The following is a 15,325-nucleotide window of genomic DNA, read 5'->3' as shown; positions in this document are numbered from 1 at the left end:
CGCAGCGCCACCGGGCAAAACGCCGCACCAAAGCCGGAGCCAGCCTCCGGTTTTTTTTACCTCTAAACCATTTTGATTGATCGTAGTCAAGCAAGATGGGTATGGCCTAATCCGAAAAAAGCGGTATAATCCCGCGATTTTTTTGCGGTTGCCGCCTCAGAGGAGAAAGAAAATGAAGATTGTTGAAGTGAAACACCCACTCGTTAAACACAAGCTGGGCCTGATGCGTGAGCATGACATCAGCACGAAGCGTTTTCGCGAACTGGCTTCTGAAGTTGGCAGCCTGCTGACCTACGAAGCGACCTCCGATCTGGAAACTGAAAAAGTCACCATCGAAGGCTGGAACGGCCCGGTACAGGTTGAGCAGATCAAAGGTAAAAAAATTACCGTTGTGCCAATCCTGCGTGCGGGTCTGGGCATGATGGAAGGCGTGCTGGAGCACGTACCGAGTGCGCGTATCAGCGTGGTGGGTATCTACCGTAATGAAGAAACGCTGGAGCCGGTGCCGTACTTCCAGAAGCTGGTCTCTAACATCGACGAGCGTATGGCGCTGGTGGTTGACCCGATGCTCGCGACCGGCGGTTCAATGATTGCCACCATCGACCTGCTGAAAAAAGCGGGATGCAGCAGCATTAAAGTGCTGGTTCTGGTGGCTGCGCCTGAAGGGATCGCCGCGCTGGAAAAAGCGCACCCGGATGTAGAACTCTATACCGCATCTATCGACCAGGGGCTGAACGAGCACGGGTACATCATCCCGGGGCTGGGCGATGCCGGCGATAAGATTTTTGGTACCAAATAATCGAATAACGATAAAAGAGCCGACTTTGATAGTCGGCTTTTTTTTGAATAAAAACACAACCAACCCCCAACTTAAAGGAAAACACTATGACGCGCCGTGCTATCGGGGTGAGTGAAAGACCGCCGCTTTTACAGACAATCCCGCTTAGTTTGCAGCACCTGTTCGCCATGTTTGGCGCAACCGTGCTGGTGCCAATCCTGTTTCACATTAACCCGGCTACCGTGCTGCTGTTTAACGGCGTCGGTACGCTGCTGTATCTCTTTATCTGTAAGGGCAAAATCCCGGCCTATCTGGGTTCAAGCTTTGCCTTTATCTCGCCGGTACTGCTGCTGCTGCCGTTAGGATATGAAGTGGCGCTGGGCGGCTTTATCATGTGCGGCGTGCTGTTCTGCCTGGTCTCTTTCATCGTCAAGAAAGCGGGGACGGGCTGGCTGGACGTGATGTTCCCGCCTGCGGCGATGGGCGCAATCGTTGCCGTCATCGGTCTTGAGCTGGCGGGCGTGGCGGCGAACATGGCCGGTCTGCTGCCTGCTGACGGACAATCAGCGGATTCCAAAACCATTATCATCTCGCTGGTGACGCTGGGCGTAACGGTGTTTGGCTCGGTGCTGTTCCGCGGCTTTATGGCGATTATCCCGATCCTGATCGGCGTGCTGGCGGGCTATGCGCTCTCCTTCGCGATGGGCGTTGTGGATACCACCCCAATCGCGCAGGCGCACTGGTTCGCGCTGCCAACCTTCTACACCCCGCGCTTTGAATGGTTCGCTATTTTCACGATTCTGCCTGCCGCGCTGGTGGTGATTGCCGAGCACGTTGGTCACCTGGTGGTGACGGCGAACATCGTGAAGCGCGACCTGATCCGCGACCCGGGGCTGCACCGCTCCATGTTTGCTAACGGCCTCTCAACGATTATCTCCGGTTTCTTCGGCTCCACGCCAAACACCACCTACGGTGAGAACATCGGCGTAATGGCCATCACCCGCGTCTATAGCACTTGGGTGATCGGCGGCGCGGCGATCATCGCCATTCTGCTCTCGTGCGTGGGCAAACTGGCGGCGGCTATCCAGATTATCCCGGTGCCGGTGATGGGCGGCGTTTCTCTGCTGCTGTACGGGGTGATCGGCGCGTCCGGTATTCGCGTGCTGATTGAATCCAAAGTGGATTACAGCAAAGCGCAAAACCTGATCCTGACCTCGGTTATCCTGATCATCGGCGTGAGCGGCGCAAAAGTTCACATCGGTGCCGCAGAGCTGAAGGGCATGGCGCTGGCGACCATCGTTGGCGTGGGCCTGAGCCTGATCTTCAAGCTGATCTCCGTGCTGCGCCCGGAAGAGGTAGTGCTGGACGCAGAAGAGAGCGACAAAACGCCACATTGATCGACAAACCGGGTGGACGATCCACCCGTTTCTCACCTCGCAGGTTCCGTGTTAAACTCCGTTCCGATTTTACGTAAGATCTGGTTGAGGTATTTCTGAACGGACCGGCACAGCTCTCTCTGCCACTTTATCTACCTGACGACGAAACTTTCGCGAGTTTCTGGCCGGGTGATAACCCCTCTTTACTGGCTGCACTGCAAAACGTGCTGCGCCAGGATCACAGCGGATACATTTATATCTGGTCACGCGAAGGCGCGGGACGCAGCCACCTGCTGCACGCCGCCTGCGCAGAACTCTCGGCGCGCGGTGACGCGGTAGGCTATGTGCCGCTGGATAAACGCACCTGGTTTGTACCGGAAGTGCTCGACGGCATGGAACAGCTCTCGCTGGTCTGCATCGATAATATCGAATGCGTCGCGGGAGATGAGCCGTGGGAAATGGCGATGTTCAATCTCTACAACCGCATTCTGGAATCGGGGAAAACCCGGTTGCTGATCACCGGCGATCGTCCGCCGCGCCAGCTCAACCTGGGCCTGCCGGATCTGGCGTCGCGTCTGGACTGGGGGCAAATTTACAAGCTGCAACCGCTGTCGGATGAAGACAAGCTTCAGGCGCTACAGCTGCGGGCAAGACTGCGCGGGTTTGAACTGCCGGAAGACGTGGGTCGCTTTTTGCTCAAGCGTCTGGACAGGGAAATGCGCACGCTCTTCGATACGCTCGATCAGCTCGATCGCGCCTCCATCACCGCACAGCGCAAGCTGACCATTCCGTTTGTGAAAGATATTCTGAAACTCTGATTGTGCCCGGTAAGCCTTCGCAACCGGGCAACACGCTTATAAAATTTCCAGCACATCTTCCGGCGGACGACCGATACGCGCTTTACCGTTCGCCACTACAATCGGGCGCTCGATCAGCTTCGGATTGTCTACCATCGCCTGAATCAGCTGCTCTTCGCTCAGGTGCGAATCAGCCAGATTTAACGATTTATACAGATCTTCTTTCTGGCGCATCAGCTCGCGCGCGCTGCCCATTTCCAGCATCTTCAGCAGTGCTTTGATCGTCTGCGCATCGGGCGGGGTCTCCAGGTAGAGCACCACCTCCGGCTCGACGCCGTTAGACTTCAGCAGGCTCAGGGTATCGCGGCTCTTCGAGCAGCGAGGGTTATGGTAGATTTTTACCGCGTCTGTCATCACATCTCTCCTTAATTACATCTTCTCGTACGGCTTAAAGCGCTGCTGCAATCCGCGCAGCTGATCGATACGGGCGTCGTAGCGCGCCTGTTGCAGGCTGCCAAGCTTCACCTGGGCGCTCGCGCTGCTCAGCATAGAGATCGCCTGATCGAGGCGGCCGACCAGCGCAAAGCCTTCCGCGCGCGCCGCTAGCTCCTGATCGCGATTCCCCAGCTGCGCTTCGGCCTGCGCCAGCAGATCCCAGCCGTTTTGATCGTCTTTATTATTGAACGTGTAGCGGTTCAGGATGTTGGCCGCTTCGCCCGGCTGGCCGCCCTGCAAGTAGGCGTTCGCCAGGTTAAGCTGCAACACCGGGTTATTACGCAGGTCTTTGGCATTTTTCAGGCGGTTAATGGCATCGTTCGCCTTTTTCTGCCCCAGATCGATATCGGTAGCCAGGTCGAGATACCAGGGATTGTTCGGCTCTGCGGAAAGCAGCGGTTGCAGCGATTTGCGCGCCTCATCGTATTTGCTGGTTTCCATCGCCTGAAGCGCCTGGCCGTACTGCGCGGCATTTTTCTCGCGCACGTTGCCTTTTGCCAGCGCGTCCAGCAGATCGCTGGTGAGCTGGTTCCGCCCGGAGTTGTACATCCCGAGCGTTCTCACCTTCGCCAGATAGAAATCCTGCGACGATTGCACCACCACCGGACGCATCTGGTTGGCACGGTTACGCGCGTCCGACAGGCGGCTTTCCGGCAGCGGGTGGGTCAACAGAATTTCAGGCGGACGCGAGGAGTAGCGCGCCTGATCGAGCAGTTTTTCAAGGAAGGTCGGCATCGCCTGCGGATCAAAGCCCGAGCGCTGTAAAACCTGAATGCCGATACGGTCAGCCTCCTGCTCGTTCTGCTGGGTAAAGCTGATCATCCCCTGACGCGTGCCCGCGAGCGTACCGGTCAGCGCCGCCATCCCCGCCTGCGGGCTGGCCATCGCCAGTAAAATCGAACCCAGCGCGCCAACCCAGGTCAGCGGCGCGTTGCGCTTTTGGTCTTCCATCGCACGAGCGAGGTGGCGCTGGGTGACGTGGGAAATTTCGTGCGCCATCACCGACGCCAGCTGGCTTTCGTTATCGGAGTAGCGGAATAACGCCGAGTGCAGCACCACGTTGCCGCCGAAGAAGGCGAAGGCGTTAATCTCGTCGTTATTGATCAAATAGAAGTGGAAAGGGGTCTTCACCGAGTTGGCGTGAGCAACCAGGCGCATCCCGAGGCCGTTAATGTACTGCACCAGAAGGGGGTCATTGATCAGAGGCGCACTACCGCGCAGCTGGCGCACGTAGTAATCCCCCATCTGCATCTCCTGGCCGATGGAGAGCGTGCTTCCTGCTGAGGTGCCCATATCCGGCAGGTTATCGGAAGAGTCAGCAAAAGCAGGCATGACCTGACCCACCGTCAGCGCGGCGATAAGTGTCGCAACCAGTGTTTTTCTCAACTGCCTGAACATAACCACTGTCCTGTATGTTGGATGTGCTAATTTGACCGACGAACCCGTATATCGTTCATCCCGACTGCTCTGCGAGTGTAGCCGTGTTGCCGCATGAAGAAAATCCCATTCATCAGGCTTTTACGGATCGTTACAGCGATACAAAAAGCGAAAGTCTTTTTTGTGACAGTTAGATACAATTCCCGTTTGCTCTACAGCCGTCAGATTCAGGGAAGGGATGTATGCTCGAAATGTTAATGCAGTGGTATCGGCGTCGTTTTAGCGATCCGGAAGCCATAGCGCTGCTGGTTATACTGGTTGCCGGATTCGGCATCCTTTTCTTCTTTAGCGGCCTGCTCGCGCCGCTGCTGGTGGCTATCGTGCTGGCCTATCTGCTGGAGTGGCCAACGGCGCGTCTTGAGCACATCGGCTGCTCCCGCCGCTGGGCGACCAGCATTGTGCTGGTGCTATTTGTCGGCATTCTGCTGCTGATGTCGTTCGTGGTGATGCCAATAGCCTGGCAGCAGGGGATTTACCTGATCCGCGACATGCCGGGCATGTTAAACAAGCTCTCCGATTTTGCCGCCACGCTGCCGCGCCGTTATCCGGCGCTGATGGATGCGGGCATTATCGACGCGATGGCGGAAAACATGCGCGCCCGCATCATGACGATGGGCGATTCGGTAGTGAAATACTCCCTGGCCTCGCTGGTCGGGCTGCTGACGCTGGCGGTCTATCTGGTACTGGTGCCGCTAATGGTTTTCTTCCTGGTCAAAGACAAAGAGCAGATGCTCAACGCCGTGCGGCGCATCCTGCCGCGCAATCGCGGTCTGGCTGGGCAGGTGTGGGAAGAGATGAACCAGCAGATCACCAACTACATTCGCGGCAAGGTGCTGGAGATGATTGTGGTGGGCGTTGCCACCTGGATTGGCTTCCTGATCTTCGGGCTGAACTATTCGCTGCTGCTGGCGGTGCTGGTGGGGCTGTCGGTGCTTATCCCCTATATCGGCGCGTTTGTGGTGACCATTCCTGTTATCGGGGTCGCGCTGTTCCAGTTCGGCTTGGGCACGGAGTTCTGGAGCTGCTTCGCGGTATATCTGATTATTCAGGGGCTGGACGGCAACCTGCTGGTGCCGGTGCTGTTCTCGGAAGCGGTTAACCTGCATCCGCTGGTGATTATTCTGTCGGTGGTGATTTTCGGCGGGCTGTGGGGATTCTGGGGCGTGTTCTTTGCCATTCCGCTGGCCACGCTGATTAAAGCGGTGGTTCACGCATGGCCGGATGTCCCGGCGGTGGAAGAGAAGTAGGGTTTGTGCGGTCTGATGCCCTCACCCCGGCCCTCTCCCACGGGGAGAGGGGGGAAGCGTGATGTTTATCAGGCGCTCTGCTTCAGCCAGTTCAACACCACGTCGTGGTGATTGCTGGTTTTGAAATCATCAAACACATACTCAATTTTGCCGTCGGCGTCGATCAGGAAGCTGATGCGGTGAATGCCGTCGTAGGTTTTGCCCATGAAGGACTTCTCGCCCCAGACGCCAAACTGCTCGCAGACCTGATGGTCTTCATCGGAAAGCAGCGTAAAGTTCAGCAGCTCTTTTTCCGCGAAACGTGACAGCTTCTCTGATTTGTCGGTGCTGATACCCAGCACTTCAACACCCGCTTTTTTCAACTCGTCCATGTTGTCGCGTAAACCGCAGGCCTGTACGGTACAGCCCGGCGTCATGGCTTTCGGATAGAAATAAACCAGAACACGCTGTCCCTGGAAGTCGGTCAAATTTACTTGCTCGCCGTCCTGATCCGGCAGGCTAAATTTCGGTGCGATGTCACCGGCTTTCAGTGGATTCATTAATCAACTCCATCCTGTTCATGCTGAGAATAATCGACGACGCTTATACTGCCCTGCGCGTTTAATTCTGTACAGAGGGCTTTAAACGCTTGCTCGATATTTGAGGCATCCTGCGAGGCAGGGCTGTGCGCGGTAATCTGAATAAACAGCGTAGGAAGCGTGCTCTCGTCCCCGGGTTGCGTGCGCGAAACCAGTTCGGCAATGTTCATGTCATGGCTGTCAAACAGCGCGGTAAAACGTTCGATAAGATGCGGTGAATCGGGGACTTCAACCTGTACCCAGACGCTCGCAGGCATCGCCGGACGCGGGCGAGCGGTGGTCCGTTTCATCACGATCAGCAAATCCAGCTCCGCGCCTTTAAGCGGAAGGGTAGATTCAATGAGCGTAATGGCGTTCCATGACCCGGAAAGCAGCATAATAAATGTGAACTCTTCACCCAGCATAGCCAGGCGGCTGTCTTCGATATTGCAGCCGCAGCTGCTCACGTGGCGGGTGATGGTGTTCACGATACCCGGCCTGTCAGCACCCAGCGCAGTGATAACCAGGTAATGTTGTGATGAGGTTGTCAAACCTGTTCTTCCTTTGCGTGGTTAAGTCTTCCTAAGGAAAGCATAAAAAAAACATGCATACAACCGCCTGAGAGCCTCAGGTCGCTTGCTTTTATTACAGTTCCAAACGTAACATTGAGGCTCTTGTTCGCACAGAGGATGGCCCATGTTTACGGGAAGTATTGTCGCGCTTGTTACACCGATGGATGAAAAAGGTAATGTCTGCCGGTCCAGCATGAAAAAGCTGATTGATTATCATGTCGCCAATGGAACCTCGGCGATCGTTTCGGTAGGGACTACCGGTGAATCCGCAACGCTGAGCCACGAAGAGCACGGCGACGTGGTGATGCTGACCCTGGAGCTGGCCGACGGGCGTATTCCGGTCATCGCAGGAACCGGGGCAAACGCCACCGCAGAAGCCATCAGCCTGACCCAACGTTTTAACGACAGCGGCATTGTCGGCTGTCTGACGGTCACCCCTTATTACAACCGTCCTACCCAGGAAGGTCTGTTCCAGCATTTCAAAGCCATCGCTGAACATACTGACTTGCCACAAATTCTGTATAATGTGCCGTCCCGTACCGGCTGCGATATGCTGCCGGAAACCGTTGGTCGCCTCTCGAAAGTAAAAAATATTATCGGGATCAAAGAAGCAACCGGGAACTTAAGTCGCGTTCATCAGATCAAAGAGCTGGTTTCAGATGACTTTATCCTGCTCAGTGGCGATGATGCGACTGCGCTGGACTTCATGCAGCTTGGTGGTCATGGCGTGATTTCCGTCACCTCAAACGTGGCGGCGCGTGATATGGCCGAAATGTGCAAACTGGCTGCGGCCGGTCATTTCGACGAAGCTCGCGTAATCAATCAACGTCTGATGCCGTTGCACAATAAATTATTTGTCGAACCCAATCCGATCCCAGTGAAATGGGCTTGTAAGGAATTGGGACTTGTAGCAACCGATACGTTGCGTCTGCCAATGACACCGATTACCGACCACGGTCGTGACATCGTCGCTGGCGCGCTGAAACATGCCGGTTTGCTGTAAAGTTTAGGGAGATTTGATGGCTTATTCAGTACAGAAGTCGCGCCTGGCGAAGGTTGCGGGTGTTTCGCTTATTATGCTGCTCGCTGCCTGTAGTTCAGACTCGCGCTACAAGCGCCAGGTGAGCGGTGATGAATCCTATCTGGATGCGGCGCCGCTTGCTGAACTTCACGCGCCGGCCGGCATGATCCTGCCGATCCAGAATGGCGATTACAATATTCCCGTGACCAACGGTAGCGGTCAGGTCGGTAAAGCGCTCGATATTCGTCCGCCAGCACAGCCTCTGGCGCTGGTGAGCGGGGCGCGTACCCAGTTCACCGGTGATACCGCTTCCCTGCTGGTTGAAAGTGGGCGCAACAGCTCGCTGTGGTCACAGGTCGTCAGCGTTATCCAGGCGAAAAATTACACCATTACGAAGCGCGATGACGCCAGCCAGACCCTCTCCACCGACTGGGTCGAATGGAATCGTCTGGATGAAGATCAGCAGTACCGTGGTCGTTATCAAGTCTCCGTTAAGCCTCAGGGCTATCAGCAGGCGGTTACCGTTAAGCTGCTGAACCTGGAACAGGCGGGCAAGCCGGTTGCCGATCCGTCCTCTATGCAGCGCTACAGCACCGAAATGCTGAACGTCATCGCGGCGGGTCTGGATAAGAACGCGACCGACGCGGCCAACGCTGCGCAGAATCGCAACGGTGCGACCTTTGACGTGCAAAGCGCGGCGGATGATACCGGTCTGCCGATGCTGGTTGTACGTGCGCCGTTTAACCAGACCTGGCAACGTCTGCCAGCAACGCTGGAAAAAGTGGGCATGAAAGTTTCCGACAGCACCCGTTCAACGGGCAGCATGACGGCAACCTATAAGCCGCTGTCCGATAGCGCATGGCAGGAGCTGGGCGCACGCGACCCAGGGCTGGCCGCGGGCGATTACAAAATTCAGGTCGGTGACCTCGATAACCGCAGCAGCTTGCAGTTTATCGATCCGAAAGGTCACACGCTGACCCAGTCGCAGAACGATGCGCTGGTGGCGGTCTTCCAGGCTGCATTCAGCAAGTAAAAAGAGGGCTGGTTAATCCAGCCCTTTTTATTTTAGTGCTACGCAAACGTGTGCGTGGCATAATATCCTCAGTTTTGAACACAAATCATCACACCAGGAGTAATGAAGATGCAGAAGCAAGCTGAGTTGTATCGTGGCAAAGCGAAAACCGTATACAGCACGGAAAACCCGGATCTGTTGGTGCTCGAATTCCGCAATGATACGTCAGCAGGGGATGGCGCACGCATTGAGCAGTTCGATCGTAAAGGCATGGTGAACAACAAGTTCAACCACTTCATTATGACCAAACTGGCCGAAGCGGGCATTCCAACCCAGATGGAAGCGTTGCTGTCCGACACGGAATGTCTGGTGAAAAAACTGGATATGGTTCCGGTTGAGTGTGTCGTGCGTAACCGCGCCGCTGGCTCCCTGGTGAAGCGTCTGGGCATTGAAGAAGGTATCGAGCTGAACCCACCGCTGTTCGATCTGTTCCTGAAAAACGACGCCATGCACGACCCGATGGTCAACGAATCCTACTGTGAAACCTTCGGCTGGGTGAGCAAAGAGAACCTCGCGCGTATGCAGGAGCTGACCTACAAAGCGAACGACGTGCTGAAAAAGCTGTTTGATGACGCGGGTCTGATCCTGGTCGACTTCAAGCTGGAGTTCGGTCTGTTCAAAGGCGAAGTGGTGCTGGGCGATGAGTTTTCGCCGGACGGCAGCCGCCTGTGGGACAAAGAAACCCTCGATAAAATGGACAAAGACCGTTTCCGTCAGAGCCTCGGTGGCCTGATTGAAGCCTACGAAGCGGTAGCTCATCGTTTAGGCGTTAAGCTCGACTAAGCCCCTCAATCGCCAAAGGATGACCAACTCCTTTGGCGTCTTACCTTTGTTTCCTATGGTAATCTTGCCGTTAACCGCCTACGATCATAGCTATTATTAATGGAATAGTTCGAGGTGGTTATGCGCTGGCAAGGGCGTCGTGAAAGTGACAATGTAGAAGACAGACGCAGCAGTGGCGGCGGCGGGCCTTCCATGGGCGGGCCGGGCTTCCGGTTACCGAGCGGGAAGGGCGGTATCGTTCTGCTGATCGTGGTGCTGGTGGCGGGCTACTACGGCGTCGATCTCACCGGTCTGATGACCGGACAACCGCTGCAACAGCAGCAACAATCTCCGCGCTCTATCAGCCCGAATGAAGATGAAGCGGCCAGGTTTACCTCGGTGATCCTCGCGACCACGGAAGATACCTGGAGCCAGCTCTTCGAGAAAATGGGGCGCACCTACCAGCAGCCAAAACTGGTGATGTACCGTGGCGCAACCCGCACCGGATGCGGCACCGGTCAATCGGTGATGGGGCCGTTTTACTGTCCTGCCGACAGCACCGTTTATATCGATCTCTCCTTCTACGACGACATGAAAAGCAAGCTGGGCGCCGACGGCGATTTTGCCCAAGGCTACGTGATTGCGCATGAAGTCGGGCACCACGTACAAAAACTGTTGGGCATTGAGCCCAAAGTGCGCCAGCTTCAGCAAAATGCCTCCCAGACCGAAGTTAACCGCCTCTCCGTACGCATGGAGTTGCAGGCTGACTGCTTCGCGGGCGTCTGGGGCCACAGCATGCAGCAGCAGGGCGTGCTGGAGGCGGGGGATTTAGAAGAGGCGCTGAATGCCGCGCAGGCGATTGGCGACGACCGTCTGCAACAGCAAAGCCAGGGCCGCGTGGTGCCGGACAGCTTTACGCACGGCACCTCCGAGCAGCGCTACAGCTGGTTTAAGCGCGGTTTCGCCAGCGGGGATCCGAACCAGTGCAATACCTTCGGTAAAGCGCTGTAACTGATGCCGTTTGAAGGTCTGATTAGCGAGCTGCGGCGCAAGGGGCACCGTCGGCTGGTGGTGGTCAGCGGTGACGGGAGCTGGGCGCAGGAGCAGGCGCTTGCCCTGCGCGAGCAGCAGCGCGGAGACTGGCTGTGGGTGGGCGATGATGCGCCCGTGGAGCCGCACGGCGCACCGAAGGCGCTAAGCGCGCTGCTCGGGCGTGAGTTTCTGCACGCCATTTTCGACGCCCGCAGCGGCTTTGACGTGTCGGCCTTTGCCGCCCTCAGCGGCACGCTGCGCGCAGGTAGCCTGCTGGTGCTGTTGGTTCCGCCCTTGTCCGACTGGCCTGAACGGCCGGACGCCGATTCCCTTCGCTGGAGCGACAGCGCGGAGCCCATCGCCACCCCGCGTTTTGTCCGCCATTTTTGCCGCACCCTCGCGGCCGATCCTGACGTGATTGTGTGGCAGCAGCATCAGCCGCTGCACATTTCTCCCCCGCCTGCGCTACCCGACTGGCAGCCCGCAAATGGCGAGCCGCTGCGCGAGCAGGCCGACATTCTGGATGCGCTTTTAGCGTTACGTACAGGCGTGGTGGCGGTGACCGCCGCGCGCGGGCGCGGTAAGTCCGCGCTGGCCGGAATGCTGCTGAACAGCATGACCGGGCAGGCCGTGGTCACCGCGCCAGCAAAAGGGGCGACGGAGGTGATGGCCCGGTTTGCGGGCGATAACTACCGCTTTATGGCACCGGACGCGCTGCTGGCCTCCTCGGTTGAGGCGGACTGGCTGATTGTCGATGAGGCGGCGGCTATTCCCGGCCCGCTTCTGGAACGCCTGGTGGCGCGTTTCCCGCGCGTGCTGCTCACCACCACGGTGCAGGGTTACGAAGGCACCGGACGGGGCTTTTTACTCAAATTTTGCGCCCGGTTTGCCGGGTTGCAGCGCTTCACCCTCTCTGACCCGATCCGCTGGGCGGCGGGCTGCCCGCTGGAGCGCGTGATTGCCGATGCGCTGCTGTTTGACGATACGCCTATCTACCAGGTTCCCGACGGGGCGGTGCGGATTGGCCCGTCTGAACCCACCGCGAGCCTGTATGAGCTGTTAAGCGCCGCGCACTATCGCACCTCGCCGCTCGATTTGCGCCGGATGATGGACGCGCCGGGACAGCATTTTACCGTCGCCGCCACGGATATCGGCATCGCGGGCGCGCTGTGGCAGGTGGAAGAGGGCGGATTAAGCGCGGGATTGAGCCGTGCGGTGTGGGCGGGCTTTCGCCGTCCGCGCGGCAATCTGGTGGCCCAGTCGCTGGCGGCGCACGGCGGCTCTCCGCTGGCGGCAACCCTCACAGGCCAGCGCGTCACCCGCGTCGCCGTTCACCCCGCTCGGCAGCGGGAAGGGATCGGCCAGGCGCTGATCCGGGGCGCGCAGCGGCAGGCCGCGCAGGATTATCTCTCCGTCAGCTTTGGCTATACCGACGAGCTGTGGCGCTTCTGGCAGCGGTGCGGCTTTGTGCTGGTGCGCATGGGCAGCCACCGTGAGGCCAGCAGCGGCTGCTACACGGCGATGGCCCTGCTGCCGCTCAGCGAGGCGGGGCAGGCGCTGTGCCAGCAGGAGCATCTGCGTTTATGTCGGGATGCGCGGGTGTTATCCGCGTGGAATGACGAAAAGATCCCGGTGGACGATCGCTGGGAAGCTACCCTTAATGATGACGACTGGCTCGAGCTGGCCGGTTTTGCCTTTGCCCACCGACCGTTCCCGACCTCGGTTGCCGCGCTCACCCGTCTGCTGCTGGCGGTTGATACCCCTGCTGCGGCGCTGCGAGGAAGAATCGAGGGGCGTAAAGAGGAGAGCGAACTCTGTGCCGGGCTGGGGCTGGCGGGGCGAAAAGCGCTGCTGGTGGCGCTGCGGCGTGACGCGGCGCAGATGCTGGCGGCGCTCGATAATACCCGCTGCCAGCAGCTGGAAGAGACCGTTTTGCAATGGCAATTTTTTCAATGACTTCTTCAGTAAAGTGGCATGGTCATTACCCCCGAGAGGCGTAAAATTCCGCTTATCAATTAAGGAGATCGCCATGAAACACGACCATTTTGTTGTCCAGAGCCCTGACAAACCGGCAAAACAGCTGCTGCTTCTGTTTCATGGCGTGGGCGATAACGCCGTCAATATGGGGCAGATTGGCAGCTGGTTTGCGCCCATCTTCCCGGAGGCGTTAATCGTCAGCATCGGCGGCGTTGAGCCGTGCGGCCCGAACGGTCGCCAGTGGTTTTCGGTGCAGGGCGTAACGGAAGAGAATCGGCAGGCGCGTATTGATGCCATCATGCCGACCTTTATCGACACGGTGCGCTACTGGCAGCAGCAGAGCGGCGTAGGGGCGGAGGCCACCGCGCTGATTGGTTTCTCGCAGGGGTCGATTATGTCTCTTGAGAGCATCAAGGCGCAGCCGGGTCTGGTATCGCGCGTGATTGCCTTCAACGGCCGCTTTGCCAGCTTACCGCAGACGGCGACCACCCAGACCACGATCCACCTGATCCACGGCGGTGAAGACCGGGTGATTGAGCTTTCTCATGCGGTTGCCGCGCAGGAAGCGCTGATTGCGGCAGGCGGGGACGTGACGCTGGATATTGTGGATGAGCTGGGACATGCCATCGATGATCGCAGCATGCAGTTTGCGCTCGACCATCTGCGCTATACCGTTCCGAAGCACTACTTTGATGAAGCGCTGAGCGGCGGTAAGCCAAACGATGATGATATCGTTGAGTTTATGTGATGTTTTAGCCCCTCACCCCGGCCCTCTCCCCGAAGGGGCGAGGGTGAAAAGCAGTCCCCTCTCCCCTATGGGGAGAGGGTTAGGATGAGGGGAAGATACAATTACTTCTTCTGGTCTTTATTCGGCCAGTTGTCGTCATCGTCCCACTTGTCGTTAAAATCACGGTGCGGCGGCAGATCCGGTTTGTTGGCGAGGAATTTTTTATGGTCAACGCGCTTAAGATCTTTAATCACGTTGAGCAAAACGCCTACCAAAAACACCAGTACCAAAATCCACCAATATTTTGCCAGCCAGTCCATTTGCTATTCCTTATCAGAGCGTTCGTCAGGCGACGAGTTGCTCCATGATGCGTTGATACATACGGGCCAGCAGCTGTAAATCCGCTGCGTTAACACATTCATTGATTTTATGAATGGTGGCATTCACCGGCCCGAGTTCGACAACCTGTGCGCCCATGCGGGCAATAAAACGACCGTCTGATGTTCCGCCGGTCGTCAGCAGTTGTGGCTTAATTTCATTATAGTGCGAGATAGCGTTCACTACCGCATCCACCAGCTTACCGCGCTGGGTCAGGAACGGCTGGCCGGAGATCCACCAGTCGACGGTGTAACGCAGCTCGTATTTTTCCAGCAGCGCAATCACGCGCGATTTAATCATCTCGTCGGTTAACTCGGTGCTGAAGCGGAAGTTAAACTGCACGAAAAAATCACCCGGAATGACGTTATTGCTGCCCGTTCCGGCCTTCACGTTGGCAATCTGCATACTGGTCGGCGGGAAAAATTCGTTGCCTTTATCCCACTCGATAGCCACCAGTTCGTTGAGCATTGGTGCGGCGCGGTGAACCGGGTTATCGGCCAGATGCGGATAGGCCACGTGCCCCTGTACGCCGTGAATGGTGAGGTTGCATGTCATGGAGCCGCGACGCCCGTTTTTCACCACGTCACCCACCACTTCGGTGCTGGACGGCTCGCCCACCAGGCAGTAGTCCAGGCGTTCGTTGCGCGCCATCAGCGCTTCGACAACCTTTACGGTGCCGTTCTGCGCGCTGGCCTCTTCATCAGAGGTGATCAGAAACGCGAGGCGGTTTTTATGATTGGGATGCTGCGCCACGAAGCGCTCTGCCGCCACCACCATCGCCGCCAGCGAACCTTTCATGTCCGCCGCGCCGCGACCAAACAGCATGCCGTCGCGGATCGTTGGTTCAAAAGGCGGGTTGATCCAGCGGTCGGCATCGCCAGCGGGAACCACGTCCGTATGTCCGGCAAAGGCCAGCGTTTCGCCCTGACCGCGCCATGCCCAGAAGTTCTGGGTATCGCCAAAATCCATATGCTCGACGGTAAAACCGATCGCGCGCAGGCGCTCAATCATTAAAGCCTGGCAACCTGCGTCGTCCGGGCTGAGGGAAGGGCGGCGAATAAGCTGCTGAGTCAGCTCAATGACCGGGCATGACATAG

Annotated in this window: 16 protein-coding genes; 10 read left to right on the top strand and 6 right to left on the bottom strand. The window is 57.5% G+C overall.

Features of this window, described 5'->3' with window-relative positions; genetic code table 11:
• Positions 1–172 precede the first annotated feature (172 nt).
• The 3 genes from upp to ACSVHP_RS13380 all read left to right on the top strand — a co-directional run bounded on the left by upp (position 173) and on the right by ACSVHP_RS13380 (position 2,972).
• Positions 173–799, top strand: a complete 627-nt coding sequence (gene upp / locus ACSVHP_RS13390; protein ID WP_008501641.1) for a uracil phosphoribosyltransferase — start codon at positions 173–175, stop codon at positions 797–799.
• Positions 800–885: 86 nt separating this feature from the next.
• Positions 886–2,175 carry a uracil permease gene (gene uraA / locus ACSVHP_RS13385; protein WP_234671202.1) on the top strand — a complete coding sequence of 430 codons (1,290 nt, stop codon included), beginning with the start codon at positions 886–888 and terminating at the stop codon, positions 2,173–2,175.
• Positions 2,176–2,270: 95 nt separating this feature from the next.
• Positions 2,271–2,972 (top strand): DnaA inactivator Hda, encoded by a 702-nt coding sequence (locus tag ACSVHP_RS13380; protein ID WP_234671435.1) that lies wholly within the window; start codon positions 2,271–2,273, stop codon positions 2,970–2,972.
• 36 nt (positions 2,973–3,008) lie between these two features.
• On the opposite strand, the gene arsC is transcribed toward ACSVHP_RS13380, so the two are convergent.
• The gene (gene arsC, locus ACSVHP_RS13375) at positions 3,009–3,365 is read right to left on the bottom strand and encodes an arsenate reductase (glutaredoxin) (protein ID WP_234671199.1); all 357 of its coding nucleotides are present in this window, start codon (positions 3,363–3,365) and stop codon (positions 3,009–3,011) included.
• 15 nt (positions 3,366–3,380) lie between these two features.
• Positions 3,381–4,844 (bottom strand): beta-barrel assembly-enhancing protease, encoded by a 1,464-nt coding sequence (gene bepA, locus ACSVHP_RS13370; RefSeq protein WP_234671197.1) that lies wholly within the window; start codon positions 4,842–4,844, stop codon positions 3,381–3,383.
• A gap of 221 nt (positions 4,845–5,065) precedes the next feature.
• Between bepA and ACSVHP_RS13365 the strand changes: the two genes are divergently transcribed.
• The gene (locus ACSVHP_RS13365; protein WP_234671196.1) at positions 5,066–6,130 is read left to right on the top strand and encodes an AI-2E family transporter; all 1,065 of its coding nucleotides are present in this window, start codon (positions 5,066–5,068) and stop codon (positions 6,128–6,130) included.
• Between the two features lie 68 nt (positions 6,131–6,198).
• Here ACSVHP_RS13365 and bcp read toward each other — a convergent pair whose 3' ends face one another.
• Both bcp and ACSVHP_RS13355 read right to left on the bottom strand, forming a co-directional pair.
• A complete protein-coding gene (gene bcp, locus ACSVHP_RS13360; RefSeq protein ID WP_447552150.1) occupies positions 6,199–6,669 on the bottom strand; it encodes a thioredoxin-dependent thiol peroxidase in 471 nt (156 codons plus the stop codon).
• Positions 6,669–7,238 (bottom strand): glycine cleavage system transcriptional repressor, encoded by a 570-nt coding sequence (locus tag ACSVHP_RS13355; RefSeq protein ID WP_417314695.1) that lies wholly within the window; start codon positions 7,236–7,238, stop codon positions 6,669–6,671. Before ACSVHP_RS13355 ends, bcp begins: the two co-directional genes overlap by 1 nt.
• A gap of 145 nt (positions 7,239–7,383) precedes the next feature.
• Between ACSVHP_RS13355 and dapA the strand changes: the two genes are divergently transcribed.
• The 6 genes from dapA (at position 7,384) to ypfH (ending at position 13,871) form a co-directional block, all read left to right on the top strand.
• Positions 7,384–8,262: a 4-hydroxy-tetrahydrodipicolinate synthase gene (gene dapA, locus ACSVHP_RS13350; RefSeq protein WP_234671190.1), complete on the top strand. Its 879-nt coding sequence runs from the start codon at positions 7,384–7,386 to the stop codon at positions 8,260–8,262.
• A gap of 16 nt (positions 8,263–8,278) precedes the next feature.
• On the top strand, positions 8,279–9,313 hold the full coding sequence (gene bamC / locus ACSVHP_RS13345) for an outer membrane protein assembly factor BamC (protein ID WP_234671179.1): 1,035 nt from the start codon (positions 8,279–8,281) through the stop codon (positions 9,311–9,313).
• A gap of 108 nt (positions 9,314–9,421) precedes the next feature.
• Complete coding sequence (gene purC, locus ACSVHP_RS13340) at positions 9,422–10,135, top strand: phosphoribosylaminoimidazolesuccinocarboxamide synthase (protein WP_042320387.1); 714 nt, start codon at positions 9,422–9,424, stop codon at positions 10,133–10,135.
• Between the two features lie 120 nt (positions 10,136–10,255).
• A complete protein-coding gene (gene ypfJ, locus ACSVHP_RS13335; protein WP_417314698.1) occupies positions 10,256–11,125 on the top strand; it encodes a KPN_02809 family neutral zinc metallopeptidase in 870 nt (289 codons plus the stop codon).
• Positions 11,126–13,102, top strand: coding sequence for a tRNA(Met) cytidine acetyltransferase TmcA (locus ACSVHP_RS13330; protein ID WP_447552185.1), 1,977 nt, complete (start codon positions 11,126–11,128; stop codon positions 13,100–13,102).
• A 73-nt stretch (positions 13,103–13,175) separates the two neighbouring features.
• The gene (gene ypfH, locus ACSVHP_RS13325; RefSeq protein ID WP_447552149.1) at positions 13,176–13,871 is read left to right on the top strand and encodes an esterase; all 696 of its coding nucleotides are present in this window, start codon (positions 13,176–13,178) and stop codon (positions 13,869–13,871) included.
• Positions 13,872–13,972: 101 nt separating this feature from the next.
• Here ypfH and ACSVHP_RS13320 read toward each other — a convergent pair whose 3' ends face one another.
• Both ACSVHP_RS13320 and dapE read right to left on the bottom strand, forming a co-directional pair.
• Positions 13,973–14,170 (bottom strand): YpfN family protein, encoded by a 198-nt coding sequence (locus tag ACSVHP_RS13320; RefSeq protein WP_234671163.1) that lies wholly within the window; start codon positions 14,168–14,170, stop codon positions 13,973–13,975.
• Positions 14,171–14,195: 25 nt separating this feature from the next.
• Positions 14,196–15,323, bottom strand: coding sequence for a succinyl-diaminopimelate desuccinylase (gene dapE, locus ACSVHP_RS13315; RefSeq protein ID WP_447552148.1), 1,128 nt, complete (start codon positions 15,321–15,323; stop codon positions 14,196–14,198).
• Positions 15,324–15,325 lie beyond the last annotated feature (2 nt).

This window comes from Enterobacter sp. 186315, assembly GCF_053290175.1.
Note: the sequence above shows the minus strand (reverse complement) of the source record. Positions and strands in the feature narration are given on the sequence as shown.

What these genes read in the sequence shown, in the direction of transcription:
- bamC (WP_234671179.1), top strand. Translation starts at nt 8,279, where the DNA reads ATGGCTTATTCAGTACAGAAGTCGCGCCTGGCGAAGGTTGCGGGTGTT.
- dapA (WP_234671190.1), top strand. Translation starts at nt 7,384, where the DNA reads ATGTTTACGGGAAGTATTGTCGCGCTTGTTACACCGATGGATGAAAAA.
- ypfJ (WP_417314698.1), top strand. Translation starts at nt 10,256, where the DNA reads ATGCGCTGGCAAGGGCGTCGTGAAAGTGACAATGTAGAAGACAGACGC.
- ACSVHP_RS13365 (WP_234671196.1), top strand. Translation starts at nt 5,066, where the DNA reads ATGCTCGAAATGTTAATGCAGTGGTATCGGCGTCGTTTTAGCGATCCG.
- dapE (WP_447552148.1), bottom strand. Translation starts at nt 15,323, where the DNA reads ATGTCATGCCCGGTCATTGAGCTGACTCAGCAGCTTATTCGCCGCCCT.
- bcp (WP_447552150.1), bottom strand. Translation starts at nt 6,669, where the DNA reads ATGAATCCACTGAAAGCCGGTGACATCGCACCGAAATTTAGCCTGCCG.
- upp (WP_008501641.1), top strand. Translation starts at nt 173, where the DNA reads ATGAAGATTGTTGAAGTGAAACACCCACTCGTTAAACACAAGCTGGGC.
- ypfH (WP_447552149.1), top strand. Translation starts at nt 13,176, where the DNA reads ATGAAACACGACCATTTTGTTGTCCAGAGCCCTGACAAACCGGCAAAA.
- ACSVHP_RS13320 (WP_234671163.1), bottom strand. Translation starts at nt 14,170, where the DNA reads ATGGACTGGCTGGCAAAATATTGGTGGATTTTGGTACTGGTGTTTTTG.
- bepA (WP_234671197.1), bottom strand. Translation starts at nt 4,844, where the DNA reads ATGTTCAGGCAGTTGAGAAAAACACTGGTTGCGACACTTATCGCCGCG.
- uraA (WP_234671202.1), top strand. Translation starts at nt 886, where the DNA reads ATGACGCGCCGTGCTATCGGGGTGAGTGAAAGACCGCCGCTTTTACAG.
- purC (WP_042320387.1), top strand. Translation starts at nt 9,422, where the DNA reads ATGCAGAAGCAAGCTGAGTTGTATCGTGGCAAAGCGAAAACCGTATAC.
- arsC (WP_234671199.1), bottom strand. Translation starts at nt 3,365, where the DNA reads ATGACAGACGCGGTAAAAATCTACCATAACCCTCGCTGCTCGAAGAGC.